19 protein-coding genes and 3 tRNA genes are annotated in these 25,272 nt (G+C 63.6%); 8 read left to right on the top strand and 14 right to left on the bottom strand.

Translation table 11 applies throughout. From position 1 onward, the window contains the following. Nucleotides 1–450 precede the first annotated feature (450 nt). The gene (locus C4900_RS08110; protein ID WP_141689305.1) at nucleotides 451–2,241 is read left to right on the top strand and encodes a diguanylate cyclase domain-containing protein; all 1,791 of its coding nucleotides are present in this window, start codon (nucleotides 451–453) and stop codon (nucleotides 2,239–2,241) included. On the opposite strand, the gene C4900_RS08105 is transcribed toward C4900_RS08110, so the two are convergent. Continuing rightward, nucleotides 2,216–3,094, bottom strand: coding sequence for an alpha/beta fold hydrolase (locus tag C4900_RS08105; protein ID WP_170132480.1), 879 nt, complete (start codon nucleotides 3,092–3,094; stop codon nucleotides 2,216–2,218). The genes C4900_RS08110 and C4900_RS08105 overlap by 26 nt on opposite strands. A 225-nt stretch (nucleotides 3,095–3,319) precedes the next feature. Between C4900_RS08105 and C4900_RS08100 the strand changes: the two genes are divergently transcribed. Further along, on the top strand, nucleotides 3,320–4,507 hold the full coding sequence (locus tag C4900_RS08100) for an MFS transporter (protein WP_065970913.1): 1,188 nt from the start codon (nucleotides 3,320–3,322) through the stop codon (nucleotides 4,505–4,507). On the opposite strand, the gene dnaQ is transcribed toward C4900_RS08100, so the two are convergent. From dnaQ to C4900_RS08085, 3 genes are read right to left on the bottom strand one after another with little or no spacing between them, the layout of a single operon-like run. Next, nucleotides 4,504–5,220 (bottom strand): DNA polymerase III subunit epsilon, encoded by a 717-nt coding sequence (gene dnaQ / locus C4900_RS08095; RefSeq protein ID WP_114283473.1) that lies wholly within the window; start codon nucleotides 5,218–5,220, stop codon nucleotides 4,504–4,506. The genes C4900_RS08100 and dnaQ overlap by 4 nt on opposite strands. Continuing rightward, a complete protein-coding gene (gene rnhA / locus C4900_RS08090; protein WP_065970915.1) occupies nucleotides 5,220–5,681 on the bottom strand; it encodes a ribonuclease HI in 462 nt (153 codons plus the stop codon). The genes dnaQ and rnhA overlap by 1 nt, the downstream gene beginning before the upstream one ends. Further along, nucleotides 5,674–6,426: a class I SAM-dependent methyltransferase gene (locus C4900_RS08085; protein ID WP_065970916.1), complete on the bottom strand. Its 753-nt coding sequence runs from the start codon at nucleotides 6,424–6,426 to the stop codon at nucleotides 5,674–5,676. The genes rnhA and C4900_RS08085 overlap by 8 nt, the downstream gene beginning before the upstream one ends. Here C4900_RS08085 and gloB point away from each other — a divergent pair. The 3 genes from gloB (at nucleotide 6,425) to C4900_RS08070 (ending at nucleotide 9,822) form a co-directional block, all read left to right on the top strand. Continuing rightward, entirely contained in the window at nucleotides 6,425–7,222 is a 798-nt protein-coding gene (gene gloB / locus C4900_RS08080) for a hydroxyacylglutathione hydrolase (protein WP_211306835.1), read from the top strand. The two genes, C4900_RS08085 and gloB, sit on opposite strands and share 2 nt — an antisense overlap. A gap of 371 nt (nucleotides 7,223–7,593) precedes the next feature. Next, a complete protein-coding gene (locus tag C4900_RS08075) occupies nucleotides 7,594–8,781 on the top strand; it encodes a LysM peptidoglycan-binding domain-containing protein (RefSeq protein ID WP_211306834.1) in 1,188 nt (395 codons plus the stop codon). A gap of 249 nt (nucleotides 8,782–9,030) precedes the next feature. After that, a complete protein-coding gene (locus C4900_RS08070) occupies nucleotides 9,031–9,822 on the top strand; it encodes an enoyl-ACP reductase FabI (RefSeq protein WP_065970921.1) in 792 nt (263 codons plus the stop codon). A gap of 46 nt (nucleotides 9,823–9,868) precedes the next feature. Here C4900_RS08070 and C4900_RS08065 read toward each other — a convergent pair whose 3' ends face one another. Both C4900_RS08065 and C4900_RS08060 read right to left on the bottom strand, forming a co-directional pair. Then, nucleotides 9,869–11,785 (bottom strand): SurA N-terminal domain-containing protein, encoded by a 1,917-nt coding sequence (locus C4900_RS08065; RefSeq protein WP_065970924.1) that lies wholly within the window; start codon nucleotides 11,783–11,785, stop codon nucleotides 9,869–9,871. A 471-nt stretch (nucleotides 11,786–12,256) separates the two neighbouring features. Continuing rightward, nucleotides 12,257–12,333: transfer RNA gene (locus C4900_RS08060), tRNA-Asp, on the bottom strand. 302 nt (nucleotides 12,334–12,635) lie between these two features. Here C4900_RS08060 and C4900_RS08055 point away from each other — a divergent pair. The 3 genes from C4900_RS08055 to fdhD all read left to right on the top strand — a co-directional run bounded on the left by C4900_RS08055 (nucleotide 12,636) and on the right by fdhD (nucleotide 16,443). Beyond that, nucleotides 12,636–13,676 carry an IS110 family RNA-guided transposase gene (locus C4900_RS08055; RefSeq protein WP_114282111.1) on the top strand — a complete coding sequence of 347 codons (1,041 nt, stop codon included), beginning with the start codon at nucleotides 12,636–12,638 and terminating at the stop codon, nucleotides 13,674–13,676. Between the two features lie 368 nt (nucleotides 13,677–14,044). Beyond that, entirely contained in the window at nucleotides 14,045–15,301 is a 1,257-nt protein-coding gene (locus C4900_RS08050) for a DDE-type integrase/transposase/recombinase (protein WP_114282923.1), read from the top strand. Nucleotides 15,302–15,624: 323 nt separating this feature from the next. Then, nucleotides 15,625–16,443 (top strand): formate dehydrogenase accessory sulfurtransferase FdhD, encoded by an 819-nt coding sequence (gene fdhD, locus C4900_RS08045; RefSeq protein ID WP_065970926.1) that lies wholly within the window; start codon nucleotides 15,625–15,627, stop codon nucleotides 16,441–16,443. A 1,240-nt stretch (nucleotides 16,444–17,683) separates the two neighbouring features. Here the strand turns inward: fdhD and C4900_RS08040 are convergent. The 8 genes from C4900_RS08040 to C4900_RS08005 all read right to left on the bottom strand — a co-directional run bounded on the left by C4900_RS08040 (nucleotide 17,684) and on the right by C4900_RS08005 (nucleotide 25,255). Continuing rightward, a tRNA-Val gene (locus tag C4900_RS08040) sits at nucleotides 17,684–17,759 on the bottom strand. Between the two features lie 36 nt (nucleotides 17,760–17,795). After that, nucleotides 17,796–18,095: an HU family DNA-binding protein gene (locus C4900_RS08035; protein ID WP_170132479.1), complete on the bottom strand. Its 300-nt coding sequence runs from the start codon at nucleotides 18,093–18,095 to the stop codon at nucleotides 17,796–17,798. 118 nt (nucleotides 18,096–18,213) lie between these two features. Next, the gene (gene lon / locus C4900_RS08030; RefSeq protein ID WP_065970928.1) at nucleotides 18,214–20,637 is read right to left on the bottom strand and encodes an endopeptidase La; all 2,424 of its coding nucleotides are present in this window, start codon (nucleotides 20,635–20,637) and stop codon (nucleotides 18,214–18,216) included. A 146-nt stretch (nucleotides 20,638–20,783) separates the two neighbouring features. Further along, nucleotides 20,784–22,076 (bottom strand): ATP-dependent Clp protease ATP-binding subunit ClpX, encoded by a 1,293-nt coding sequence (gene clpX / locus C4900_RS08025; RefSeq protein WP_065970932.1) that lies wholly within the window; start codon nucleotides 22,074–22,076, stop codon nucleotides 20,784–20,786. Nucleotides 22,077–22,165: 89 nt separating this feature from the next. After that, nucleotides 22,166–22,786, bottom strand: coding sequence for an ATP-dependent Clp endopeptidase proteolytic subunit ClpP (gene clpP, locus C4900_RS08020; RefSeq protein ID WP_170132574.1), 621 nt, complete (start codon nucleotides 22,784–22,786; stop codon nucleotides 22,166–22,168). Nucleotides 22,787–22,807: 21 nt separating this feature from the next. Next, entirely contained in the window at nucleotides 22,808–24,100 is a 1,293-nt protein-coding gene (gene tig, locus C4900_RS08015) for a trigger factor (RefSeq protein WP_065970936.1), read from the bottom strand. Between the two features lie 125 nt (nucleotides 24,101–24,225). After that, nucleotides 24,226–24,310 (bottom strand) — tRNA-Leu (locus C4900_RS08010). A gap of 57 nt (nucleotides 24,311–24,367) precedes the next feature. Further along, nucleotides 24,368–25,255: a phosphoribosylaminoimidazolesuccinocarboxamide synthase gene (locus C4900_RS08005; RefSeq protein WP_114282922.1), complete on the bottom strand. Its 888-nt coding sequence runs from the start codon at nucleotides 25,253–25,255 to the stop codon at nucleotides 24,368–24,370. Between the last annotated feature and the right edge of the window lie 17 nt (nucleotides 25,256–25,272).

Below are 25,272 nucleotides of genomic sequence, written 5' to 3'. Positions count from 1 at the left end.
GCAGATACCGTGTATGGCCTGTCCTGCTCGTTCAACGCCCCATGCTCGACGTGGCACCCCATCGTGCCAGGTCCAACGGACACGCCTCGCCGTTTGGCGGCCTGGCCGGGGCTCATGGTACGCCTCGAGCCTATCCTATCCTGTCGCGCCCTATTGATAATGCGAGGGTCTCGCTTCACGCCGATGCGCGCCGCCGCCACCCGGATCTCATCATCGTGTGTGCGCCGCCGCTCGAGAAACGGCAGGACTTGCTCGCCGCCCCGCTGACGGCGCCGACATAACACACGCCGGCCCCGTACGTCGCCCCCCCTGCCCCGTTCGCCTCCACGCCCGTCCATACGGCGCTCGGTCAGTCTATGATCTTGGGGATCGGTCCTGGGCAGGAGGCCCGGCGCGCATCGCCAACGGCTATCCCCCGGGGATGTGTTTCCGCAGATTATCGAGGGCGTCATGGCCACACGCAAACACTCCTCGCCGCCGCCCCCCGAGCAACTCTTTCATGAGCTCGCGGCCACATTGGAGTTCGACCACTTCTTCTCAAACGCGGCGCGCGGTGCGGCACTGGCCGTCGGCGCTCATTATGCGGGCCTGATACGCCGCCACGGCCAACACCTGCGCTATCAATTCTTGGGCGCGCTCGCTGCCGATGATGACCGCCGCAACCTAATCCCTTTACGCATCACCGACGACCACCCGGCCGCCGTCGGTCTCGCGCTCGCCGCCGGCGAGACCTTGTATATCGCCGACTCCGTCCAGGGATCGCGCGCCGCGCCGGAACTCGCGGCGCTTGGCATCCATGCCCACCTGCTGGTACCGATACGCGTCGCAGGCCGCATCGAGGGCGCCCTGGTGCTGGGCTGGCGGACGCGCCCGGCACGCGCCCCGGGGCCGCGCAAGCGGCGATTGGTAGAGGCGTTCGCGGCATTCATAGGCCATGCCTGCTACCGATCGGCGCTCGAGGCAGCGCTCGCCCGCGATGCGCGTCACGACCCGCTCACCGGCCTACCCAACCGTGGCGTGCTCATGGACCGCCTCACCCACGCCCGGCGGCGGGCAATGCGCAACGACTGCCTGTTGATCATCGCTCTGCTCGATGTCGACGGCTTCAAGGGGATCAATGACGAGCTCGGGCACGAGGCCGGCGATCACCTGCTCACGACCGTCGCCGACCGGCTCGCAAGCTCGGTGCGCCTGGCCGACACTGTGAGCCGTTACGGTGGGGATGAGTTTGTGATCATCATGGAGGACATCACCCATCTGGGACAAGTGGAGGCCCTGCTCGAGCGCACGCTGCGGGCGATCCGCCAGCCGATCCTGTTTCAAGGCCGCACGCTCACCGTCACGATCAGTGTGGGCCTTACGATCTACCCCTTCGACGATCATTCGCCGAATATCCTGCTCCAGCATGCTGACCAGGCCATGTATGAGGCCAAACGCGCCGGAGGCGGCCGTTACCATTGCTTCGCGCCCACACAGACCGCACCCATCCATGCCGGCGCACAGCGCTATCGCGATATCGAGCAGGCCCTCGCGCGCGATCTCTGGCGGCCCAGCTACCAGCCGATTGTCGATAATAGTGGGCGGATGGTCGGACTCGAGGCACGCCTGCGCTGGCACCAACCCAACGGGACGATCGTGCGCGAGGAGGCGATCAGTAATCTGGTGGCAAGAGACCTGCGCGAGCGCCTCCTGGAACAACTGCTCACCCTGATCCAACGCGATTGGGGGGCGCGCGGGTCGCCACCGGTGTCGCTGCACATCAATCTCCAGGCCGCCGATCTCTATGATCCCCGACTTCCGGCGCAGCTCTCACGCTGGCGGGCCGAACTGTACCGCAGCGCCCCTACACCGGTCATTCTGGAGTTATCGGATACCACCCTCGCCGCCCATGCGCCGGCCGCCCAGCGGCTTGCCGCAGCCCTCGGAGACCCGGGATTTCTGTTCCTTGTGGACCATTTTCCAGGGGGGCGTGCCGGACTCGCCCATATCAGCAGCGCCCCTGTATACGGCGTCAAGTGCCGTCCCACCCGTGACCCCGCCGATACCCGACTGCTGACCGCCCTGGCCGCCGGCATCAAGGCCCTGGGGCTTACTTTATATGCCGACGGCGTCGACGACCTCGTTCGCCAAAAGGCCGCCGAGCAGCTCGGCTGCCGCTATCGGCAGGGGCACCTCTTTGCCCCCGAACTCGATGCGCGATCGGCGGCCCACTGGTTCAAGACCAGTGTGCACTCGCGATGAGCTCGCGCAAAATGGGGCCGCGGTGGCGAATCGGCAGGGAATAATGGCCTTCGCCGGGGATGAGCCGCAGGCGCGCGGTCGGTAGCGCCCCGGCCAGGGCCACCGCCACCGCCGCCGGCACAATGCGATCGCAGGTCCCGTGCCAGAGCGTGCACGGGGCGCGGATCGCCGCCAGCGAGACATCCCACGGCCGCACGTAGAGGAGCAGGTCCTGCACCGCCGCGTATCCCCCTTGTATAAGCCCCGCATGCTGCGCGCCTACCAGGATGTCGAGGACCGCGGGGTCCGCCAGCACTTCGCGATCGGCCGGGGCGGTCAGACGCAGGCCCAGCTGCAGACGCCCGCGAAGGCGCAGGGCGTGCACCGCCGGCCGCGCCAAAAGCGGCGCCAGCACCGGCGCGATACCGATCACATACAGCGCCCAGCGCGCTATTGGGAAGAAATCCGTCCGGCAGCTGACCTGCGCCGACGGCGGACCGAGCCCCGCCACCAGCGCCCCGGGGCCGAGCCGCTCGGGGAGGCGCGCCAGCAGGGATAGCGCATAGGGACCGCCGCCGGACACGCCGATGACGGCGGCCTTCGCCACACCCAGATGATCGAGCAGGGCCGCAACGTCGTCGGCGAAACCCCCGAGGCTACGGCCGGTCTGCGGGCTCGACGCGCCATAGCCGGGACGATCGGGCGCGATGAGGCGCACGCCCTCGGCTGCCAATACCGGCACCAGCAGGTCAGCCTCGCGCGCGGAACTCGGAAACCCGTGACAGTACACGACCGGCATACCTGAAGACGGCCCGCAATCGGCGTACGCCAAGACCCGGCCGTCGGCGAGCGTCATACGCGAACGTGTCCCCATGGTGATCATCGCCACCCCCACCACAGACCGACCGTGCCATCGGCCGACGCCAAAATCCCGCGTGGCCCGCCATGATGCCTATCAGGCCCCTTACGACTGGCGCACACGATCGCCGGCCGCGCCCTGGTTTCTTTGACACGCCATTTCGCGTTATCCTCGGCGCTCTTTGCCGTCACCGAGGTTGCCCGTCTTCCCATGCCTTCGCAAACCGCCTGAGCCCTCCCCGTGCGCCGACTTTCGTTCCTGACCGCCATCGCGCTGACCGGGGCGTTTGCACTTTTAAGTTCCACGATGGCCAAGACCCCGGCCCTACCGCTGTTTGCGCGCGCCCTCGGCGCACCCCCGTCACTCATCGGTTGGGCGGTCATGGCCTCGACCGTACCGGGCATCATCATAAGCCTGCCGGCGGGACTATTGCGTGACCGCCTGGGGGCGCGCCCGCTGCTCATCGCCGCCCTGTTCGTGTTCGCCACCGCGCCCTTTTTGTACCTGCTCGTGCATACCATAGAGGAACTCGCGATCGTGCGTTTCTATCACGGCTTCGCGACCGCCATTTTCGGTACGGTGGTGGGCGCCGAGATCGTCGCGCGCTATCCGCAAAGCCGCGGGCACGCCCTGGGTGTCTATAGCGCAGTCAGCACCGTCGGGCGCTCGCTCGCGCCGTTCCTCGGAGGCGTCCTGATCTCCGCCGCCAGCTTCCCGGGGGTCTACATCGGCTGCGCCGTGGCCGGTGTCCTGGCGTTCGCGCTGGGTCTGCGCGTCACCACGGATCACCCCCCCGATTCGGCCCCTGGCCCTGGCCCGGACCATAACGCCAGCAGCGCGGCGCAGGTCGCCGCGGTGCTGGCCGACCGCGTAGTGCTCATCACAAGCCTCATCGAGGCCCTGCAATACCTGGTGTTCGGATCCGTCGAGGCGTTTCTCGCCGTCTATGCTGCGCACCGCGGGTGGCCGGCATGGACCATAGGCGTGCTGCTTGGGACGCAGCTTGGGATCGTGGTCTTGTTCAAACCCCGGCTCGGCGCCCTGTCCGACCGCTTCGGGCGCCGCACCCTCATCCTGAGCGGCCTTACAGTCGGCATGCTGGCGGTGGCGGCGCTGCCGTTTACCGCGCGCTTTCCTTCGCTGCTCGCCATCAACGCCGCCTTTGGCGCCGGGTTCGCGGCCACCACTGCGGCCACCGGGGCGCTGGTCGCCGATCGCGCGCGATCCGGGGGCTTTGGCGCCAACATAGGCGTCCTACGCACGATCATGGACATCGGTCAGGCCACCGGACCCGTGCTCACCGGCGCGCTGATCGGCGTCGGCGGCTACCGCCTGGCGTTCCTGACGCTGGCCGCGCTACTGGCCTTGGGGGCGGCGGCCTTTGCACTCTCGGGGAGCGGCCGAGCGACCGCCCGCCTTGGATCCTAGCCGAGCAGCCGCCACAGACAGCGACCACCGCTCTTTTTGTCGAGGACCTCCAGATAGGCCTCGTGGGCGGCCAGCTCCTCGGCCGATGGCGCGATCACAAGCGGCGTGCCGCCCTCGCACGAAAAGCCTTCTGTCGCCACCACCTCGATGGCAGCGGTCTCTTCGTCAAACAAGGCCGTCTGACCACCGGTCATGGCCAGGTAGACGTCGGCCAGGATCTCGGCATCGAGCAGCGCGCCGTGCACGACCCGTTGACTATTGTCGATACTGTAGCGCCGGCACAAGGCGTCCAGGCTGTTCTTTTGACCCGGATGCAGGGTGCGCGCGAGCTTCAAGGTATCCTGCACCGTGCAGCAATCCTCGATTGCGGCCACCGGTAATGCGCATCCCCCGTTGATCGCGCGGGCGAGCTCGGCATTCAGAAAACCCACGTCAAACGGGGCGTTATGGATCAAAAGCTCGGCGCCCTCGATGAATCCGAGGAACTCCGCGGCCACATCCGCGAAGTGCGGCTTGTCCTCGAGCATGGCGTTGGTGATGCCATGGATCTCGATCGCCGCCGCATCGATCTCGCGATCGGGATTCACGTATTGGTGAAAACGCCTCCCGGTGAGGCGCCGGTTGACGATCTCGATCGCCCCCACCTCGATGATGCGATGCCCCTCCGAGGGCTCAAGACCCGTGGTTTCCGTATCCAGCACGACCTGTCGTATCATGATCTCCGCTCCTTGACGCCGCCTGCGAGCAGGCGGTCGATGGCCTCGTTGGCGAGACGGTCGGCGCGCTCGTTCCCCGGGTGGCCGGAATGACCCTTGACCCACCGCCAGTGCACCGTATGACGGCTGGCGGCGGCATCCAACTCGCGCCACAGATCGGCATTCGCCACCGGACGCCGTGCGGCCGTCAACCATCCGCGCCGCTTCCATTGCGCAAGCCACTCGGTAATGCCTTGGCGCACATACTGCGAATCGGTCACAAGCTCGACCTCACAGGCGCGATTCAAGGCCTTCAGGGCGGCAATGGCCGCCTGCAGCTCCATGCGGTTATTGGTCGTCGCCGCCTCCGCGCCACTGAGGGTCCGCTCGCGACCGTCGGCCTCGAGAATGGCGCCCCAACCCCCCGGCCCGGGATTGCCACGACATGCCCCATCGGTATGGATCACCACCTTAGCCATAACGGGCCCCCGCGGGTTGCGACACGGCGCGCACGCGCGATCGGCGCAGGGTCGGCCGGATGGGCGTGACCCCCGCCACCCGCTTCTTGGCCACGAGCATATACACCGCGCCTCCGAGCGGCCACCAGCGATCGCCCATACGCTCCATGAAAAACAGCCGATCCATCCAGCCCTGCCGCGCGAGCGGCGGCCGGTAGTACAGCATGGCGCCGTGCGTCAGCTCGCAATCGAGTAAGGATAACCAGTCGCGCAGCCGACGCACACCTATCCAGTCCCCGCACCAGGGGGCGCGATGCGCGCGGCGGCGCACGAGACAGGGCAGCCGCCAGAGGCTTATGGCATTAAAACCGAGGATCACGATATGGCCCTCCGGCACGAGCACCCTATGCGCCTCGCGCAACAGCTGATGCGGCGTCTCCGATATGTCCAGGGAGTGCGGCAATACCACCACCTGTACCGATTTGCTGTCAAAGGGCAGCGCCTCGGCGCGCCCCGCCACCCACTGCGGCCCTTGCGCCGCAGGCTCCGGATCGACCAGGAGATGGACGGCCGTGGGGCTCGACTCCAGCAGGTCGCGACGCCCCAACCATCCGCATTGAACCGCGAAGGTGCCCGGCAAGGCCGGCAGGACCTCGCGCAACCGGTGCCCCTCGATGGCCTGCAGGGATTCGCCAAGCGGTCCCTCGAACCATGCCCGCAGGCGTTCGATACGCGCCTCCGCGCCTTCGTCCGTTGACTCCCCCATGGCTTACCCTCACACTGCGGGCATGGACGAGGTCATAGCAGTCCACGCCTTTCGCGACAACTATATCTGGCTTGCCCCCGGACCGGAACCCGGCCTCGTCGCGATCGTGGATCCCGGGGATGCCGATCCGGTCATGGCGGCGCTCGCGACGTACGGGCTGTCGCCGGCGTATGTACTATGCACGCACCACCATGGTGACCATGTGGGCGGGGTGGCTGCGCTCGCGCGACACTATACCATCCCCGTGTATGGGCCGGCCGCCGAATCCATCGCCGGGGTCACGCATCCGGTGGTCGACGGGGACATCGTCGGGTCCGAGGCGGGCGGCCATTATCAGGTGCTGGCGGTGCCTGGACATACGCGTGGCCATGTGGCCTACCTTGGGGCCGGCCGCCTGTTCTGCGGAGACACGCTGTTTGTCGCGGGATGCGGGCGACTGTTCGAGGGCACAGCCTTTCAGATGCATGCGTCGCTTGCACGCCTCGCATCGTTGCCCCTGGACACGCGCGTCTACTGCGGTCACGAATACACGCTCGCCAATCTCGCATTCGCGCGCGCCGTGGAGCCGGATAACGACGCGATCCTCGCCTTCGAACGCCGCGCGCGTCGGCTGCGCGCCGCCGGCCAGCCGACGATCCCCAGTACAATCGCCGACGAACGGCGCATCAACCCCTTCCTGCGCACCTCCCAGCCTGCTATACGTCGAGCCGCCGCCGCCGTCAGCCACCAAAGGTCCGATACGGACGCGGCCGTATTCGCTACACTACGGCGCTGGAAGGATGGTTTTAAAGGATAAACATCGTTGACGCAGAGGCTGCCAGAACCTATAGTTCGGGCTTATGATCACGACGTTCTTAAATGGCAACCGCTCCCACTAAAACGCTTCGCTTTGCGGGCCTCGGCGTCCTGCTCACCACCCTTGCAGGATGTGCCACGGCACCTATGTCGCGACTGGCATCGCCGGGATCCGCATCGCCTTCCGACCCGAACGTCGTCAAGACCAAAGTCCCGCACAAGGTAGCCACGCATGCCCCAGCGGTAGTCAAGGTCGGTGAGTGCCCGGTCCCTGCGATCGATCACGCCCGGGCCGGCCACGCGGTTGACACGAGTGATAAAAAATACTCGAACCTTTGGAACCGCATTCGCGCCGGACTGCGGCTGCCACGCATGGAAGGCCCACGGGTTGCGCGCTACGAACAGTGGTTCGCGAACAACCCCCAGTATGTCGAAAACATGCTGCAACGCGCCAACCTGTATCTCTACCAGATCGTGCAGGATGTCAGCAAGCGCAATATGCCCATGGAGATCGCCTTGCTGCCGGCCATCGAGAGCGCCTATTCACCCGACGCCTATTCGCGATCCGCGGCCATTGGCCTCTGGCAGTTCGAACCGTCCACCGGGCGGCTCTGGGGCCTCAAGAACAACTGGTGGTACAACGGCGAGCGCGACATCATCGCCTCCACGAACGCCGCGCTCGACTTCCTTCAATCGCTCCACAACCAATTTCACAGCTGGGATCTCGCCTTGGCCGCCTACAATGCCGGGCAAGGCACGGTCGAGGCCGCCATCGCCCACAACAAGGCCCTGGGACTTGGCACCCATTACCGCGACCTGAGACTGCCGTTGCAGACCGAGCACTATGTGCCCAAGCTCATGGCGTTCGTGAATATCGTGCGGGATCCCGCGAAATACGGCCTGACGCTGCGCGCCATCCCCAACAGCCCCTATTTCGTGCGCGTCAATACCGGCTCACAGGTCGATCTCAGCGTGATCGCCCGACTCGCCAACATGTCGCTTAAGCAGCTCTATGCCATCAATCCGGGCTTTACGCACTGGGCGACCGCACCCAACGGCCCGCACACTATCCTCGTGCCAGTGGCCACCAAGGCCGCGCTCATCGAGGGCTTGAGTCAGCTACCGCCCCAGGATCGCATGCAGTGGGCGCGACACCGCGTGGTGCCGGGGGATACGCTCTATGGGATCTCCCGCGAATATGGCGTAAGTATCGCCGCGATCCGCTCCACCAACCATCTCTATGGTGACCTCCTCCATGTCGGGCAAAACCTTTTGATCCCCATGGCCGGGCGCCGCCTCGTGGTATCCCGCCATCCGGCGGCACGCACAGAGGTGGCCCTGGCACGCAGCGGCCCGCAGCGAGTCAAGATTATCCATCGCGTGCGGCCGGGCGACACCTTGTGGAGCATCGCCGAACGCTATCGTGTCTACGTCACGCAGCTCGAGCGCTGGAACGTGCTGAATGCGCATGACGTCCTACGTCTGGGGCAACGCATCCTGATATGGGCGTCTCCGGCTATGGTCCCGTCGGCCATGGCCAAAACGCGCGTCACCGAGTAGGTTTCATCTCCATGATCGGTCCCCCGGCCGCCGCCGGGATATGACGCGGCCCACCGCCCAGCTTTAGTCGCGCACGAAATGGCGTTAGACTGCGGGTCGCAAAGTGCGTCGCCGATGGCAAGGCCCATGCCCCACCAGGGATGGTCCGACCGCCGTTGATGCCCGTTCAGCGCAGGTGGCGCGAATCGCTCCTCATAAGCCCCGGTCTTTCGGCCGGGGACTTGATTCACACGCAACGGAGATCACTTCATGGGATTCTTGGCGGGTAAACGTGCCCTCGTCGTTGGCGCACTAAACGAACGGTCGATCGCCTGGGGCATTGCCCAGGCCATGCACGCGCAGGGTGCCGAGATTGCCTACACCTACCAAAACGAGAAGGTGCAGGGCCGTGTCGAGGGGCTTGCGGCGCTCACCGGAAGCCACATCGTGCTGCCCTGCGACGTCGGTCACGATGACGATATCAATGCCCTGTTCGAGGGGCTGCGCAAGGCCTGGCCTGACGGGTTTGACGCCCTCATCCATTCGGTGGCCTATGCGCCGCGCGAACAGCTCGAAGGCGACTACCTGGACGCCGTGACCCGCGAGGGCTTCCTCGAGGCCCACAACATCAGCTCCTACAGCTTCGCGGCGCTCGCCAAAGGCGCGCGCGAGGCCCTCATCCCCCGCAAGGGCTCGCTCCTTACGCTGTCCTATCTGGGCGCGATACGCGTCGTGCCACACTACAATGTCATGGGGCTCGCCAAGGCCAGTCTTGAGGCCAATGTGCGTTATATGGCCCAGAGTCTCGGACCGCACGGGGTACGCGTGAACGGGATATCGGCCGGGCCCATAAAAACCCTGGCAGCGGCGGGAATCAGTGATTTTCGCAGGATGCTCGACTACTACGAGCGCAACGCCCCGTTGCGTCGCGGCGTGACCATAGAGGAAGTCGGTCATGCCGCCGCTTTCTTGTCCTCGGATCTCGCCTCTGGCATTACCGGTGAGATCCTCTATGTGGATTCGGGTTACCACATGATCGGCATGGGCGAGGGGGCAGGCTAAGATACGACACGACACAAGGCGCGGCCGTACGGCCGCGCCCCGGTCCCTACAATGCCGACGCGTTGATATGGATGTGGGCGCGCGCGCGCAAGCTCTTCATGTAGGCAAGGTAAGTCTCCACCCCGCTATCGCCGATCAGTGAACGCTCGAGCTTGACATAGCGCGCACTACCCGGATGCACGGCCCCCGGTATCACCTGATGGACCACGAACACCGCGCGCCGCCCATGGCCCAGATGCACGCTGCCCGGCACCGGATGGGTGGCGACCGACACCGGTGTGGCAAACACCGCCTTCAACAGCGTCGGCGCAAGACCCGGCGTCACCGCCTCGGCAGGCGCCGGTATCTCGAGCACCAAACGCATCTGCCGGGCTAGCGCCTTGAGCGACGCCCCCTTGCGCAACTCCTTCAAAAGCAGATCTTCCTGGGCCTTGACGCGCCGACGGGCATCGGCGGCGCGAATGGCGCGGACCACCGCCGGCCGGGCCGTGGCCAAGGGCTTAAAGCGCGCTGCCTTGCGCGCCACCACATGCGCTACCACCAACGCGTCCGCCCCGACTGCGATGGCATGGGTGTTGCGGCGCCCGGCAAGCACTTTGGGCGCGAATACCGCCTTCACCACCTGTGGCAAGGCCGCCACACCGGCCCCCCCTGCACGCGTGAACCAAGCACTCTCGCGCACCTTGATGCCAAGTCGGCGCGCCACCGAGGCGAGGCCATGGGGATGTTCGTAGGCGGCGTTACGCAACCGCTCGGACAGGTGATACATACGCCGGCGTGCGCGCCCCTTTAGCACCATGCGCACAAGCATCGCGCGCACCTGGGCGAACGGTACGACGCTTGCCGGGCGAATGGCGCTCACCTCCAGGAGATGCACCCCGGAGTGGCCGACGACCGGCGCGCTCACCTTATGGAGCGGCAGCGCGAACGCAACACGCCCCACGGGCTTGGACAGGTCCGCCTGCGTCACGAATCCGAGGCTGCCGCCGTGGGCGGCCGACGCCGGATCCTGGGAATAGCGCCGCGCGAGCGCGGCGAACGACGCACCATGTTGAATCTGAGTCCGCAGCGCCGCAAGCCTCGCCTTGGCCGAGGCTATGGCCTGGGCCGTCGGATGCGGCGGCAAGGCGATCATGATATGGCGCACCAATCTCTCTTCAGGGCGCGTAAACTGCGCGATGTGCGCCTGATAGGCCCTCTGCAAGGCCGCCATCCCCACCTTCTGATCCTTCATGGCATGCATGACGGCATGCGGCGACAGCACGACATAGTCGATACGCACCTGTTGCGGGAGGCGGAACGCCTGCCGGTGCTTGGTGTAATACTGCTGGATACGCGCCGGGCTCACCGCGCCCGTCGGCATGAAGTGCCGCGGCGACAATACGACATAGGCAAACGCCCGCTTCTGCCCAAAAAGGCGCGCCGCATGCGCCACCACCTGTTGCGGCACGAAGGCGCTCGCCAGCAGGCCGGCCTTGACCTCGTTTAAGAGCGTGAGATCACGCACACGATGCTCGAAACCGGGCACCGTGAGCCCCTGGGCGGCCAACAGCTCACGATAGCGCGTCGGACTGAAATGGCCCTTTACCCGAAAGGCCGGGATGTGCCGGATCTCGTAGGCGAGTTCGTCGCGGTTGACGACATAGCCGGCCTTCTGCGCCGAATGAATCAGCAACGTTTTATTGATCAGACCACGGAGCACAGCCCTCTTGAATTTGCTGCTGCTAAGCAGTGCCGGGTTCAGGTTCTTGCCAAAGGCATGCTCCAGCGCTACGCGCTGCTGGGCAAGCGCGCGCGCAAACTGCTCCTGCGTGATGCGCAGGCCACGCCCGCGGGCCACATAGACCTTCGATGCCCCGCCAAAATAGGAACTGACCCCCCATAGTACGAACGGCACGACAAGGATCACGAGCAGCGCGGCCCCCATCAATCCCTGGGTCTTTTCTCGAAGCGCATTTAACATAGATTTAAGACAGGCCTCATGTGTAAAGATCCCCTCAGGGCCGTGACCCCACGGAAGGCGGCAGTGGCTCGCCCTCCCTTGGTGCCTCTCGTTGTGGCCGCCTCGCCCGATCGGCCGACCGAGGTCAGGACACAAGCGGTCTGGGATCACCCGCTCGTGGTCCCACCGCCTACCAGTCGCGCCGCCACGATCCGCGCGCAACCCGCGCGTGGCGCCGTCAGGCTCCGGCGATTGTACTGATGCCGGTCTCCACGGGCAACCAAACCCGCCTGCGGCGAGGTCGCTACAAGAACGATGGGATACCCAAGCCCCAGACCGCCGGGTACCGTCGGGACGATCGCCGCGCGACGGGACGCGCGCATCGAGGCTGGTGCCGCGTTCAGGAGGCCGTCATGAAACGTAAGGGGATACTTTCAGGTCTTGCCTAAGGACCGTCTGCGCGATTGGCTCAGACGGCTCGATTCAGGAAATTGGCGGAGTGGACGGGACTCGAACCCGCGACCCCCGGCGTGACAGGCCGGTATTCTAACCAACTGAACTACCACTCCCAACGTGCAGGCGGCAACGTGATCGATCCGCGGCCCCGCATCCGTTCGCGCCGGAACCCGCAGACTCGCCTTTCGACCATACCTTCGCGCCGACTCACCAGCCCTCTCCGAGGCCATCGCCTGCGGCGATGCGTCGCTCACGGCGAGCAGCTGATCCTATCTATTAGAGCATGCATCGCAACCTGCTGGCAATCCTTAGCCTTGTCCAATATGAAATAATGGGATGGTCGCCCCCTCCCTAACCGGCATCAACAGTGCCAAAGTGGAGCGTGTGACGTACCACTGACAGGAAGGAGGCGACAATGAAGGTTACAACGGTAGGAGTGGATCTCGCAAAGGCCGTTTTTGCGGTTCACGGAGTGGATGGCCGGGGCAAGGTGGTGTTCCGGAAGGCCCTTAAGCGAACTCAGGTTCTTACGTTCTTCGCCAACTTGGAGCCCTGCTTGATCGGTATGGAGGCCTGTGGAAGCGCCCATCATTGGGCTCGGCAGCTTACGGCGTTGGGACACACGGTGAAGCTGATGGCTCCGCAGTTCGTAAAGCCCTATGTGCGGACCAACAAGAATGATGCCGCCGACGCCGAGGCGATCTGTGAAGCCGTGTCCCGTCCCAGTATGCGCTTCGTGCCCATCAAAGCCACCGAGAGTCAGGCGGTCCTGGCCCTGCATCGCGCCCGCCAGGGATTCGTCAAAGCGCGCACCGCGCAGGGGAATCAGATCCGCGGATTGCTCGCGGAGTTCGGTCTCGTGATCCCACAAGGCCTGAGCCACATCACAAAGTACATCCCGCGAATCCTGGAAGACGCCGAGAATGACCTGCCCGACACCCTGCGCGCGTTGATCGCACGCCTAACGGCCCACCTGGGTGAGCTGGACCGCCAAGTCCATGAACTCGAGGCCCAGATCCAGGCCTGGCACCGACAGAACGCAGATAGTCAGCGGCTTGCCGCGATCCCCGGCATCGGCCCGATCACGGCCACGGCCCTCGTGGCCTCGATTGGTGATGCGAAGACCTTCGCCAATGGCCGCCAACTCGCCGCTTGGCTTGGGCTCGTGCCCCGGCAGCATTCGAGCGGTGGCAAGCCCACGTTGCTTGGCATCAGCAAGCGCGGAGACGTCTATCTGCGGACACTCCTCATCCATGGTGCCCGTGCGGTGACCCGCGTCCCCGCAGGTAAGGCCCGGACGGACGCCTGGCTGAAGCGGCTACTCGACCGCCGCCACAAGAACGTCGCGGCGGTGGCGCTTGCCAATAAGAATGCGCGTACGGCGTGGGCGCTGCTCGTCCACGGGCGCGATTATCGACCAGACTACACATCATCCTCAACGCCGGTGGCCGCATAGCCGCACCGGCGGAATAAAGACGAGGACCGAGACACGCGGGTTACACCCAGGAGGCTCTCCCAACGGTTGCTTCAGGCAATCATGACGTGATGGCAAGGCAGGTAGGACCGTGAATGGCTCAATCTGACAGACTCATAGCACCTCGAGTGCGTTGAAATGATGAGACGCCATTCAGCAAATTCCATCAGGGACAGAGGCTTTATGCCTCATCAAAAGTCCGGATGTATGGCTGCATACCGTACCTTCTTGACATCGTGAAATGAGGGCTTGGCAAACTGGGGGCGACCATGTATGAGTCTGAAGGACGGGCTGTGTTTCTAATAGGAAATGAGTCTGAAGGCGGATCGGGTTCCGTTCATGATAGGGAGATGCAAACCCTTATGAACCTCGATAACCTGACCTCCATTGATCAGCTGGCCGAGTTTTTGTCCGGCACCCAGACGGTGGCCTTTTCGGTGCTGAGTAGCCCTACAGCCCGCTATGAATGGGTGCAAAAGACCCTCATCCGATTCCGGTATCTGACCCTCTCAAAGCGGCATCAAGGGGTCGTGATTCGCGTGCTCATGAAGGTCAGCGGATACTCCCGACAGCAGATCACCCGATTGATCGCGCAGTACCGCAAGACCGGCACCCTTAAACGCCGCCAGAGGACCGTGACGGGCTTTACGCAGAAATACACGCCCGCTGATATCGGACTGCTGGCGGCGATGGATGAACGCCACGACACGCCCTGTGGGCCTGCCGTCAAGAAGCTCTGTGAGCGGGCCTTACTCGTCTTTGGGCACACCGAATACGAGCGCCTGGCATCGATCTCGGTGAGCCACCTCTATAACCTCCGTAAGTCCCTCCCGTACACGAGACAGCGGCGTCACTTTGAGAAGACCAAACCCCGGCAGATTCCGATCGGCGAACGCCGCAAACCCGCGCCCAACGGACAACCCGGATATATCCGTATCGATACCGTGCATCAGGGGGATTTGGACGGGAAAAAAGGCGTTTATCACATCAATGCGGTCGATGAGGTCACGCAGTTCGAGGTGGTCTGCACAGTCGAGAAGATCAGTGAATATTATTTGATCCCAATCCTGACACAATTGCTGGAAGCCTTCCCCTTTTCGGTGCTGGGTTTCCACTCCGACAACGGCTCGGAATATATCAACAAACGGGTCGCCGAACTGCTGGACAAACTCCTTATCGAGTTCACCAAATCCCGCTCACGGCAGTCCAACGACAATGCCTTGGCCGAGAGCAAGAATGGGTCCGTGGTCCGGAAGATCTTTGGCTATAGCCACATCCCCAGTCGCTTCGCCCAACGGATCAATCTCTTTAATCAACAGGTCCTCAATCCCTACGTGAATTATCACCGCCCCTGCTTCTTTGCGGAGACCCACACGGATGCCAAAGGCCGTCAGCGCAAGCGCTATCGCTATGAGGCGATGATGACCCCGTATGACAAGCTGAAATCCCTCCCCGAGGCGGAGCGCTATTTGAAGCCCGACTTAAGCTTTGCCATACTAGATAAGATCGCTTACGCCATCAGCGACAACCAGGCGGCGGACCGTCTTCAGAAAGCCCGCCAGAAGCTATTCCACACGATTCGCGAACAGGATCTCAAATCCGGCTGAGGGTGGCCTCTTACTCTCACTCTTCAGACCCATTTAAGGATTGGAAAATACTTCCTTGCGTCCCGGCGTCGTGACGGCCGCCGGCCGATCTCGGGCGTTTCTGCACGCGCCGGGCCTACACGGGGATGATCATGACCGGATAGCCGTGGCGACATAGCCGAAAGGGCGGATGTCGGGGCCGGCCAGGACTCGCGAAAATTGAGGACCGAGCGCCGACGAGCGGGGACCGGAAAACGGCGTTTGGGCGCACAGGCGCGCAGACCTTCATGTGCGCGGTATCACACAGATGAGCTGTCGATCCCCACGACCCCACGAGAGGTGCCATGTACTTGGAAGTCGACAAGGAGGCCATAGGCTGGCGACCGGCGGTGCTTGTAAGATCCGGTCTGTCGGCCCACGAACGACAGGAGGCAATACTCGAGGAGGCGGCGCTGTCGCTTGTGATCAACGGCGCCTCCTATGCGGTGATGATGGTCACGCCGATCGATAGGGACGATTTCGTGCGGGGATTCCTGTGGAGCGAGGGTATCTTGCGGGATATTACCGAGGTCATCGCCTGGGAATGGGTTACGACCGCCGCCGGTCACTGGACCGCCTACCTCCAGCTTGCGCCCCCGGCAGCCCAGCGGGCGGCCGGCAAGCGCCGCGAATTGGTCGGGGCCAGCGCCTGCGGCCTATGCGGAATCCCACGCTTCGACGGTCTTGTCCCCTTTCCATCGGTACCCGTGGCCGCCCCCCTGCGACCCGACTGGGTGCATGAGCAGATGACCCACATGGTCCGGCAACAGACCTTGAATCATCGCACCGGAACCGCGCACGCCGCCATCCTTGCAGGGACAGCGGGGACTGTGGTGCGTGAAGATATCGGTCGCCACAACGCCGTGGACAAGGTAATAGGCGCCGCGCTGGCGCGTGGCTGGCGGCCGGGCGATGCTGTCCTGCTAGGGGTCTCGTCACGCTTGAGCTTCGAGATCGCCCTGAAAGCCGCAGGCTTCGCGGTCCCGGCCGTGGCCGCCATATCCGGGGTAAGCAGTCTCGCCATCCACACCGCTGAAAGTCACGGTCTGATGCTCGCAGGCTACGCGCGCGATGGGCGAATGACCATCTACGCGCACAGCGAACATCTTGCGCACAACCCATAAAGACCGAACCGACAGGGACATACCCACAGACACAGTTGCCCGGCGCCGTCCAACCGCGCCTGCCGCGATCACGCCCGCGCGCCGCCCGAACCGCCCGGAATAGAGGCCCGACGGCACCTTCCGCCGGGACCAGGCCCGGCCTGCCTACCACGGCACCGCGCCTACGGGGACGCGTATCAGGGCGGCGCCCAGGCACGGCGAACCGCACAAGCTCGATCACCCCAGACACCCTGACATTCCCCGCTTACCAACACCTATCACAGAATCTGATCAGCCCTGCGGTCGTGGCCTCCGAACCGTCGAGATCGCCTCGATACTTTCCACAAGCTTGCGCTGCGCGTGCGCGCATACCCCGGATTCAGCAGCGCGCCGTGGCGTGAGCAGCCGAGACCCATCGTCTCCGTAAAGCGTAGCGTAAGGTCCCGCTCGACCACCGCGACCCAAGTCGCCTCCGAAAACAGCAACACCGCAACCTGCCCTATCCTGCCTAAACAAATGCGCGATACCCCGTCGCCATCCACACCCTTGTCCACAGTTTTTGTGGATACCGGCTGTGCGGCCGGCGAGCCGAGCCCGGGCCTCAGCGTGTCGCCGCGGCATGAGCACCCCCATAACACGGCTCCCCAAGGCGTGGCGATAGGCCACGCTCGGCGCGCCTTGCCACTCTTCCGAGGTAAGGTCGATTTCCAAAGTGAGCGGGCCGCCCCGCCCCCGCCATAGACTCTGATATAGGCTTGGGCGCCGCCTGGGGACGGCAATCACGGGCATTCTTGATAAGGGGAGCGCAGATGTGCGGCACGGGCTTATCTTTCCGCGAGCGGTCCGCCCCGCTACCACACGAGGACCGGTCTCGGCACCGAGCGAAAGGGTATGGGGGCCTTCGCGAGCCTGCGGATAGAGCGGCGAACCCAGGGCGATCGGTTGAACGGCGCCTCGCTTACGGCCACCTCCCTCGCGCCTGTCGCTAAGCGCCAGGACCTCGGCGACAGCCGTGCTGCCCAGACAGGCGGCGCGCACGCCCCCCGTCTCCACCCCGATATCGGCGCCCAGTCCGCGGCCCTATAGCAACACGTCCGCACACGCGCGCTAGGCCCGCGTCATGGCCGGCTTCCCTTCGGTTCCTCTCCACACCCTGAACGATGTCACGGCGAACCCGCAGCCGCGGGGCACCCTTGCGCCCCATGCAGCCACAAAAATTGCGATCATCCGAGGATCGCTCAGTCCGGAAGCCCGTGGTTTTTGGTGGGTGCTGAGGGATTCGAACCCCCGACATTCGCCTTGTAAGGGCGACGCTCTACCAACTGAGCTAAGCACCCGAAAGACGGCGGCGTCCCACCACCATCGAGAGAACCCTAATTGACGGCGTCCTTCAGGCCCTTTCCGGCCTTGAAGCGCGGGTTGCGTGAGGCTGCGATATCAATGGTCTCTCCAGTCCGCGGATTACGACCGCTGCGCGCCGCGCGCTCACCTACCGAGAATGTGCCGAAGCCCACCAAATTGACAGTCTCACCGTTGCGCAAACCCTGCGTGATGGCGTCGAACACGGCATCCACCGCACGCGCGGCCGAGGCCTTGTTGAGATCGGCCTGCTCGGCCACTTTCTCGATCAGTTCGGATTTATTCACTTGGTGCTCCCTAGTTAGTGGTCCCAAATACCGGTCTCGGCGCCGGCGTCGCAATCAGTCTCGTCTTATACAAGCGGGTCCGTGCCGCTGTCAAGGAAAGCCCGACAACCGTCGAAAAAGTCCCCGCACCACGTGTCCGCTCGTGTCAGTGCGTGCGTATCGTCTTCGTCTCGGCTTCGACCTCGACCTCGCGCGGTTTGCCGCCTTCCGGCGTGTCGGCAAGGGGCTTTGGCATACGCTCCAGGGCTACCTCCAAAACCTGATCGATCCACCGCAGAGGCTTGATATCTAACGATTCTTGGATATTTTTAGGGAGCTCGACCAGATCCTTGCGGTTTTCCTCGGGAATGATCACGGTCTTGATACCACCCCGGTGCGCCGCAAGCAGCTTTTCTTTCAAACCGCCTATCGGCAGGACCTCCCCGCGCAGCGTTATCTCGCCGGTCATGGCCACATCGGCACGCACCGGGATGCCCGTCAGCACCGAGACCATGGCCGTACACATTCCAATCCCCGCGCTCGGCCCATCCTTGGGTGTCGCCCCTTCCGGCACATGGAGGTGAAAATCATGCTTCTGATAAAAATCCTCTGGAATCCCCAGGGAGGAGGCGCGTGAGCGCACGACGCTCATGGCCGCCTGTATGGACTCCTGCATGACATCACCGAGCTTGCCGGTAATGGTCAGCTTACCCTTGCCGGGCAGGAGCGCGCTCTCTATGGTGAGAAGCTCGCCACCAACCTCCGTCCAGGCAAGTCCCGTGACCTGCCCGACCTGATTGCTCTGCTCGGCCATGCCATACCGGAAGTGGCGCACCCCGAGATATTTGTCGAGATTCTTGGCGCTCACCGCGACATGATCGCGCTTCTTGTTCAGCAACAGCTCACGGGCCACCTTGCGCGAGATCTTGGCGATCTCACGCTCGAGATTACGCACCCCGGCCTCGCGCGTGTAATAACGCACAATGTCGCGCACCGCCGACTCCGACAACTGCAGCTCGCCGGTCTTTAGCCCATTGTTCTGTTTCTGCTTCTCGACCAGGTAGCGCATCGCGATATTGATCTTCTCGTCTTCCGTATATCCCGACAGGCGAATGACCTCCATGCGATCGAGCAAGGGTCCTGGAATATTCAGACTGTTGGAAGTCGCGACGAACATGACATCCGACAGGTCATAGTCGACCTCGAGATAATGATCATTGAAGGCGTGGTTCTGTTCCGGGTCGAGGACCTCCAGGAGCGCCGATGACGGATCGCCCCGGAAATCCATGGCCATCTTGTCGACCTCGTCTAACATGAATAGCGGATTGCGCGTCTTGGCCTTGGCCATGTTCTGGATGATCTTTCCCGGCAAAGACCCGATATAGGTCCGACGGTGGCCGCGGATTTCGGCCTCGTCACGCACCCCGCCAAGCGACATGCGAATGAATTTGCGGTTGGTGGCGCGTGCGATCGACTGCCCAAGCGAGGTCTTGCCGACGCCCGGCGGCCCCACGAGACACAGAATCGGTCCCTTAAGCTTGTTCACCCGCTGCTGGACCGCAAGATACTCGATGATACGCTCCTTCACCTTCTCGAGACCATAATGATCGGCCTCGAGTATGCGCTCGGCCTCAGCCAGATCCTTGCGGATCTTGCTGTGCTTCTTCCAGGGCACCGCGAGTAGCCAGTCGATGTAGTTGCGCACGACCGTGGCCTCGGCGGCCATCGGCGACATCATCTTCAGCTTGTTCAGTTCGGCCTGCGCCTTCTCGCGGGCCTCCTTGGGCATGCCTGCACTCTTGATCTTTTGCGCAAGCTCCTCAGCCTCGCTCGGGTTGTCCTCGAGGTCGCCCAACTCCTTCTGGATGGCCTTCATCTGCTCATTCAGATAGTACTCGCGCTGACTCTTCTCCATCTGCCGCTTCACCCGGCCACGGATGCGCTTCTCCACCTGCAGGAGATCGATCTCCGACTCCATCACCCCCAGGATGTGCTCGAGCCGGTCACGCACGTTCAGCATCTCCAGGATCTGCTGCTTTTCCTCGATTTTCAGGCTCAAATGAGCGGTGACCGTGTCAGCGAGGCGCCCCGGATCATCGATCCCCGCAAGCGAGGTCAGGATCTCGGGCGGGATCTTCATGTTGAGCTTCACATACTGATCGAACTCATTGAGCACTGAACGCATGAGGGCCTCGCCCTCCTTGTCGTTCAGATCCTCACTCGCGAGTCTGCGCACCTCCGCGGAAAACGTCTCCCCGGTCTCCACAAAGCGCGTCACCTCGGCGCGCTGCTCCCCCTCGACAAGCACCTTGACAGTGCCATCGGGCAGCTTCAGGAGCTGAAGGATGTTGGCCACCGTGCCGATGGTATGGATAGCGGTGGGCGCCGGATCATCATCCGACGCGCTCTTCTGCGCGACCAGCATGATCTGCTTGCCGCCCTCCATGGCCCGCTCGAGGGCCTTGATGGACTTCTTACGACCCACGAACAACGGGATCACCATGTGCGGAAACACGACCACGTCCCGCAACGGCAACACCGGGATGGCGGCGGAGTCCGGCGCTTGCGACAATTGCGTTTCTTCAGTCATAGCTGCCCTCGCGACGCTGCGCGCCGAAGTGGAAGGGCCCCTGGAAACCGCCCAGGGGCATGCTTGGATAAGTGGGCCCGAGCCGGCCCGAAATCAAGCCCGGCAGTGGCCGCATCGCCGGGCCGGGCACCTGCGGCGGCGTCGAGTCAGGGACGGGTCGACGCCCGCTTCGGGGTCGCCGGCTCTTCGTGATCGGCGTAGATGAGCAACGGCTTGCTCGTATCCGCAATGACGCCCTCGTCGATCACTACCTTCTTCACGTTCTCCAAAGACGGCAGATCGAACATGATCTCAAGCAGCACATTCTCGAGAATGGATCTCAGGCCTCGCGCCCCAGTCTTACGTTCCATGGCGCGATGGGCCACCTTGACCAAGGCATCGTCTCGCACCTCGAGATCCACGCCCTCAAATTTCAAAAGCTTTTGATACTGCTTGATCAGTGCGTTCTTCGGTTCCGTCAATATCTGAATGAGCGCGGGCTCGTCGAGTTCGTCCAGGACCGCAACCACGGGCAGGCGTCCGACAAATTCGGGTATGAGCCCAAACTTGATCAGATCCTCAGGCTCGACGCCACGGAATACATCGCTTGCGCGCTTATTGACCACGCGACTCTTGATCTCGGCATTAAAGCCTATACCGCTCTTTTCGGAACGGTCCTGAATGATCTTCTCGAGTCCCGAGAAGGCCCCTCCGCAGATGAACAATATGTTGCGGGTATCGACCTGCAGGAACTCCTGCTGCGGGTGCTTGCGGCCACCTTGCGGCGGCACCGAGGCTACGGTTCCCTCGATCAGCTTTAACAGCGCCTGCTGCACGCCCTCGCCCGATACGTCACGGGTAATAGACGGGTTATCCGACTTGCGGGAGATCTTGTCGATCTCGTCTATGTAGACGATCCCGGTCTGCGCCTTTTCGACATCGTAGTCACACTTCTGTAGAAGCTTTTGGATGATGTTCTCGACATCCTCGCCGACGTAGCCGGCCTCGGTCAACGTCGTCGCATCGGCGATCGTGAACGGCACATTCAGCAGGCGCGCCAGGGTCTCCGCCAGCAGGGTCTTGCCCGACCCCGTTGGCCCTATGAGAAGGATATTGCTCTTCGACAGCTCGACGTCGCCGATCTTCTCTTGATGCTCGATGCGCTTGTAGTGATTATAGACGGCCACCGACAGCACCTTCTTGGCGGTCGCCTGTCCAATTACGTACTCATCAAGGATCTGCTTGATCTCGCGCGGCTTCGGGAACTTGTTGCGGGCAAGTCCGATATCCGTCTCATCCTGCACCTCCTCGCGGATGATGTCGTTGCACAGCTCCACGCATTCGTCGCACACGAATACCGAGGGACCGGCAATCAGCTTGCGCACCTCGTGCTGGCTCTTGCCGCAGAAAGAGCAATAAAGGAGCTTGTCACCCTTGCCATCATGCTTGTCGTCTGCCATCGCTGAACCTCACTCAAGGGAACCGCCGGCCACATGCGCCTTAGCGCACACAGGACCTTGCGCTTTATTTCCCAGTCTAGCATATCCCCCTATTTACGCTTGTCGATCACCGAGTCAATCAGACCGTACGCCACGGCCTCGCCGCCATCCATAAAGTTATCGCGCTCAGTGTCCTGCTCAATCCGCTTGAGCTCCTGTCCCGTGTGTTTGACCAAAATGCTATTCAATCGTTCTCGCACCCGCAGGATCTCGCGCGCATGGATGTCGATGTCCGTCGCCTGCCCCTGAAACCCTCCGGAGGGCTGATGGACCATCATGCGCGCGTGCGGCAGGGCATGGCGCTTACCCTTGGCACCGCCTGCGAGCAGCAACGCACCCATGCTCGCCGCCTGGCCGATACATACCGTGCTAACGTCGGGCTTTATGAATTGCATAGTATCGTAGATGGCAAGCCCTGCGGTCACGGCACCACCCGGCGAGTTGATGTAGATGTGGATATCCTTATCGGGATTCTCCGACTCCAGGAACAAAAGCTGCGCCACCACCAGATTCGCCATGTGGTCCTCGACCGGACCCACAAGGAAGATCAGGCGTTCCTTCAACATCCGTGAATAGATGTCGTAGGCGCGCTCGCCACGGCCCGTGGTCTCGATCACCATCGGCACGAGCTGGGCTCGGGGCGTGAGATCGGCAGCGAATTCGGTTTTCATCATGGATCGCTCCCGGTTATTTTAAGTCAACTCCTCGAAACGCAGGGCCCTGTCGGCCACCTCCGCTTCGGCCAATAACTGTTCCACGGCCTGATCCTCAAGGACCAGGGATTCCGCCTCCGCGAGCCGCTCGCGATCGCTGTAATACCATTCGATGAAACGCGCCGGATCGTCGTAGTCGGCAGCCATTTCCTCGACGCGCGCACGCACCTTCGCGGGATCGGCCTTGAGATCACGTACGCGTATCAGCTCCGACAGGATGATGCCGAGCGCGACGCGTTCGGCGGCACGTTCGCGAAACGCGTCGCTATCGGCCGGCAACGCCTCGGCGCGCAGGCCCTGGCGCGCGAGCTGGCTATGCGCCACATCACGCAGCCGCATGGCCTCATTGTCGACCAATACCTTGGGGAGATCTATGGGATTGACCTCCCGCAGGCGCCGAAACACCTCGCCCTTGACGCGTTCGCGCACCCGCCGGTCGGCCTCGCGCGCGAGATTCTGCCGGACTTCCTGGCGCAGGCCCTCGACGCCACCCTCGGTCACTCCCAAAGATGCGGCAAAGGCCTCGTCCAGGGCGGGGAGCACGGGCTCGCCGACCTCGCCCACGGTCACATGAAACTGTGCGGTCTTGCCGGCCAAGGTCGGCACCCCATACTCCGCCGGAAACGCCACCGGGATATCGATTACCGCGCCGGCGCTCGCGCCTTTTAGGCCATCCTCGAAATCGGGCAGCAGATTCCCCGCCCCGAGGATCAGGGTATGGCCCTCGGCACGCCCTCCAGGGAACTCTTCGCCATCCAGCGTCCCCACGAAATCGATCGTCAGACGATCGCCGTCAGTCGCGGCGCGGTCGACCGTCCGAAAGGTCTGACGCTGCTTGCGCATCACCTCGAGAGTGCGCTCGACATCGGCGTCCGTGATCTCGCACCCCGGACGCTCGACTACAACCCCCTTCAGATCGAGTCGCGGGACCTGCGGATAGACCTCGAAGACCGCGACATACTGCATATCCTGGCCACGCATGAGGGCCTTGGGCTCTATCATCGGCCCCCCCGCCGCCTTCAATCCCTCGCGGTTCAAGGCCTCATAGAAGCTGTCACGCATGAGATCCTGGGCCACCTCATCGAGGAGCTTGCCGCCATACTGGGCCTCCACGATCTTAAGGGGGGCGCGTCCCGGGCGGAATCCCGCGAGCCGCGCGGTGCGCGATAGCCGCTTCAAGCGTTCCGTAAACTCACGCTCGAACTGCTCGGCCGGAACCGCCACCGTCATGCGCCGGCCGAGTCCGCCTGTTGCTTCTATGGATACCTGCATACCGCCTTCTCACGAAAGATTGGAGTAAAAGGGAAACGCGCTCTGGGCTTGATCATACCGGCTTACCCGCAAACGGCCAAGACGAAGCCCGCCGCATCCTCCTGTGGGTCACATCTTCGGGGCTTTGGTGCGAAAGGGGGGACTCGAACCCCCAAGGGTTTCCCCACTGGAACCTAAATCCAGCGCGTCTACCAATTTCGCCACTTTCGCAGGCCCCGACGGGCACGTTAGCATAAAGCGCGCGGCAACGGCCAGTCTCGACCGGCCTTAGGCGCCCACGGCCGTCAACACCCGCAGCGCCTCCTCGTAACGCGCCACGGTCTGGGCCACGACCTCTGCCGGCAAGCGGGGCGCCGGAGGGCGCTTGTCCCACGCCAGGGTCTCCAGGTAGTCCCGCACATACTGCTTGTCGTAGCTTGGCGGGCTGGTTCCGGGCCGATACGAGGCCTGCGGCCAGAAACGCGACGAATCCGGGGTCAGTACCTCATCGATCAGCACCAGCCGATCCCGTTCATCGACCGCAAACTCGAACTTGGTGTCGGCGATAATGATGCCGCGCATGGCCGCGAACGCCGCGGCCTCGGCATAAAGCCGCAGGCTCGCGTCACGCACCGCGCGCGCCAGCCCGGCGCCGAGCAGGGCCTCGGCTTGTGCATAATCGATATTCTCGTCGTGGGCACCGACCGCGGCCTTGGTGGAGGGCGTAAACAGGGCCTGCGGGAGGCGCTCAGCCTCGCGCAGACCAGGCGGCAGGACGATGCCGCATAGGGTCCCGGTACGGCGGTACTCTTTCCAGCCAGACCCGGCCAGGTAGCCGCGCACGATGGCCTCGATCGGCAAGGGCTTCAGCCGTCGCACCACCATGGCCCGGTCCGCCACCAGGGCGCGCTCCTCGGCGTCTGGCAATACCGACGCAAGCGGCCGGTCCGAGAGATGGTTGGCAACGATCCCCTGCGTACGGGCGAACCAAAACCCCGACAAGGCGTTCAGGATGCGGCCCTTGCCCGGAATGGGATCGGGCAGGACGCAATCGAAGGCCGATAGGCGATCGGTCGTCACGACCAGGAGGTGTTCGGGACCGGCGTCATAGAGGTCCCGAACCTTGCCGCGGTGCAAAAGCGGCAAGTGCAACGCCGACTCATACAATATGCTCACGCTACGTGACCTGCCCC

The organism is Acidiferrobacter thiooxydans (assembly GCF_003333315.1).
Lineage (GTDB): Bacteria > Pseudomonadota > Gammaproteobacteria > Acidiferrobacterales > Acidiferrobacteraceae > Acidiferrobacter > Acidiferrobacter thiooxydans.
Note: the sequence above shows the minus strand (reverse complement) of the source record. Positions and strands in the feature narration are given on the sequence as shown.

Excerpts from the sequence above, each read along its gene's own strand:
- C4900_RS08110 (WP_141689305.1), top strand. The coding sequence starts at position 451 with ATGGCCACACGCAAACACTCCTCGCCGCCGCCCCCCGAGCAACTCTTT.
- C4900_RS08105 (WP_170132480.1), bottom strand. The coding sequence starts at position 3,094 with ATGGGGACACGTTCGCGTATGACGCTCGCCGACGGCCGGGTCTTGGCG.
- rnhA (WP_065970915.1), bottom strand. The coding sequence starts at position 5,681 with ATGGCTAAGGTGGTGATCCATACCGATGGGGCATGTCGTGGCAATCCC.
- gloB (WP_211306835.1), top strand. The coding sequence starts at position 6,425 with ATGGCTTACCCTCACACTGCGGGCATGGACGAGGTCATAGCAGTCCAC.
- C4900_RS08085 (WP_065970916.1), bottom strand. The coding sequence starts at position 6,426 with ATGGGGGAGTCAACGGACGAAGGCGCGGAGGCGCGTATCGAACGCCTG.
- C4900_RS08075 (WP_211306834.1), top strand. The coding sequence starts at position 7,594 with ATGGAAGGCCCACGGGTTGCGCGCTACGAACAGTGGTTCGCGAACAAC.
- C4900_RS08070 (WP_065970921.1), top strand. The coding sequence starts at position 9,031 with ATGGGATTCTTGGCGGGTAAACGTGCCCTCGTCGTTGGCGCACTAAAC.
- C4900_RS08065 (WP_065970924.1), bottom strand. The coding sequence starts at position 11,785 with ATGTTAAATGCGCTTCGAGAAAAGACCCAGGGATTGATGGGGGCCGCG.
- C4900_RS08055 (WP_114282111.1), top strand. The coding sequence starts at position 12,636 with ATGAAGGTTACAACGGTAGGAGTGGATCTCGCAAAGGCCGTTTTTGCG.
- C4900_RS08050 (WP_114282923.1), top strand. The coding sequence starts at position 14,045 with ATGCAAACCCTTATGAACCTCGATAACCTGACCTCCATTGATCAGCTG.
- fdhD (WP_065970926.1), top strand. The coding sequence starts at position 15,625 with ATGTACTTGGAAGTCGACAAGGAGGCCATAGGCTGGCGACCGGCGGTG.
- lon (WP_065970928.1), bottom strand. The coding sequence starts at position 20,637 with ATGACTGAAGAAACGCAATTGTCGCAAGCGCCGGACTCCGCCGCCATC.
- clpX (WP_065970932.1), bottom strand. The coding sequence starts at position 22,076 with ATGGCAGACGACAAGCATGATGGCAAGGGTGACAAGCTCCTTTATTGC.
- clpP (WP_170132574.1), bottom strand. The coding sequence starts at position 22,786 with ATGAAAACCGAATTCGCTGCCGATCTCACGCCCCGAGCCCAGCTCGTG.
- tig (WP_065970936.1), bottom strand. The coding sequence starts at position 24,100 with ATGCAGGTATCCATAGAAGCAACAGGCGGACTCGGCCGGCGCATGACG.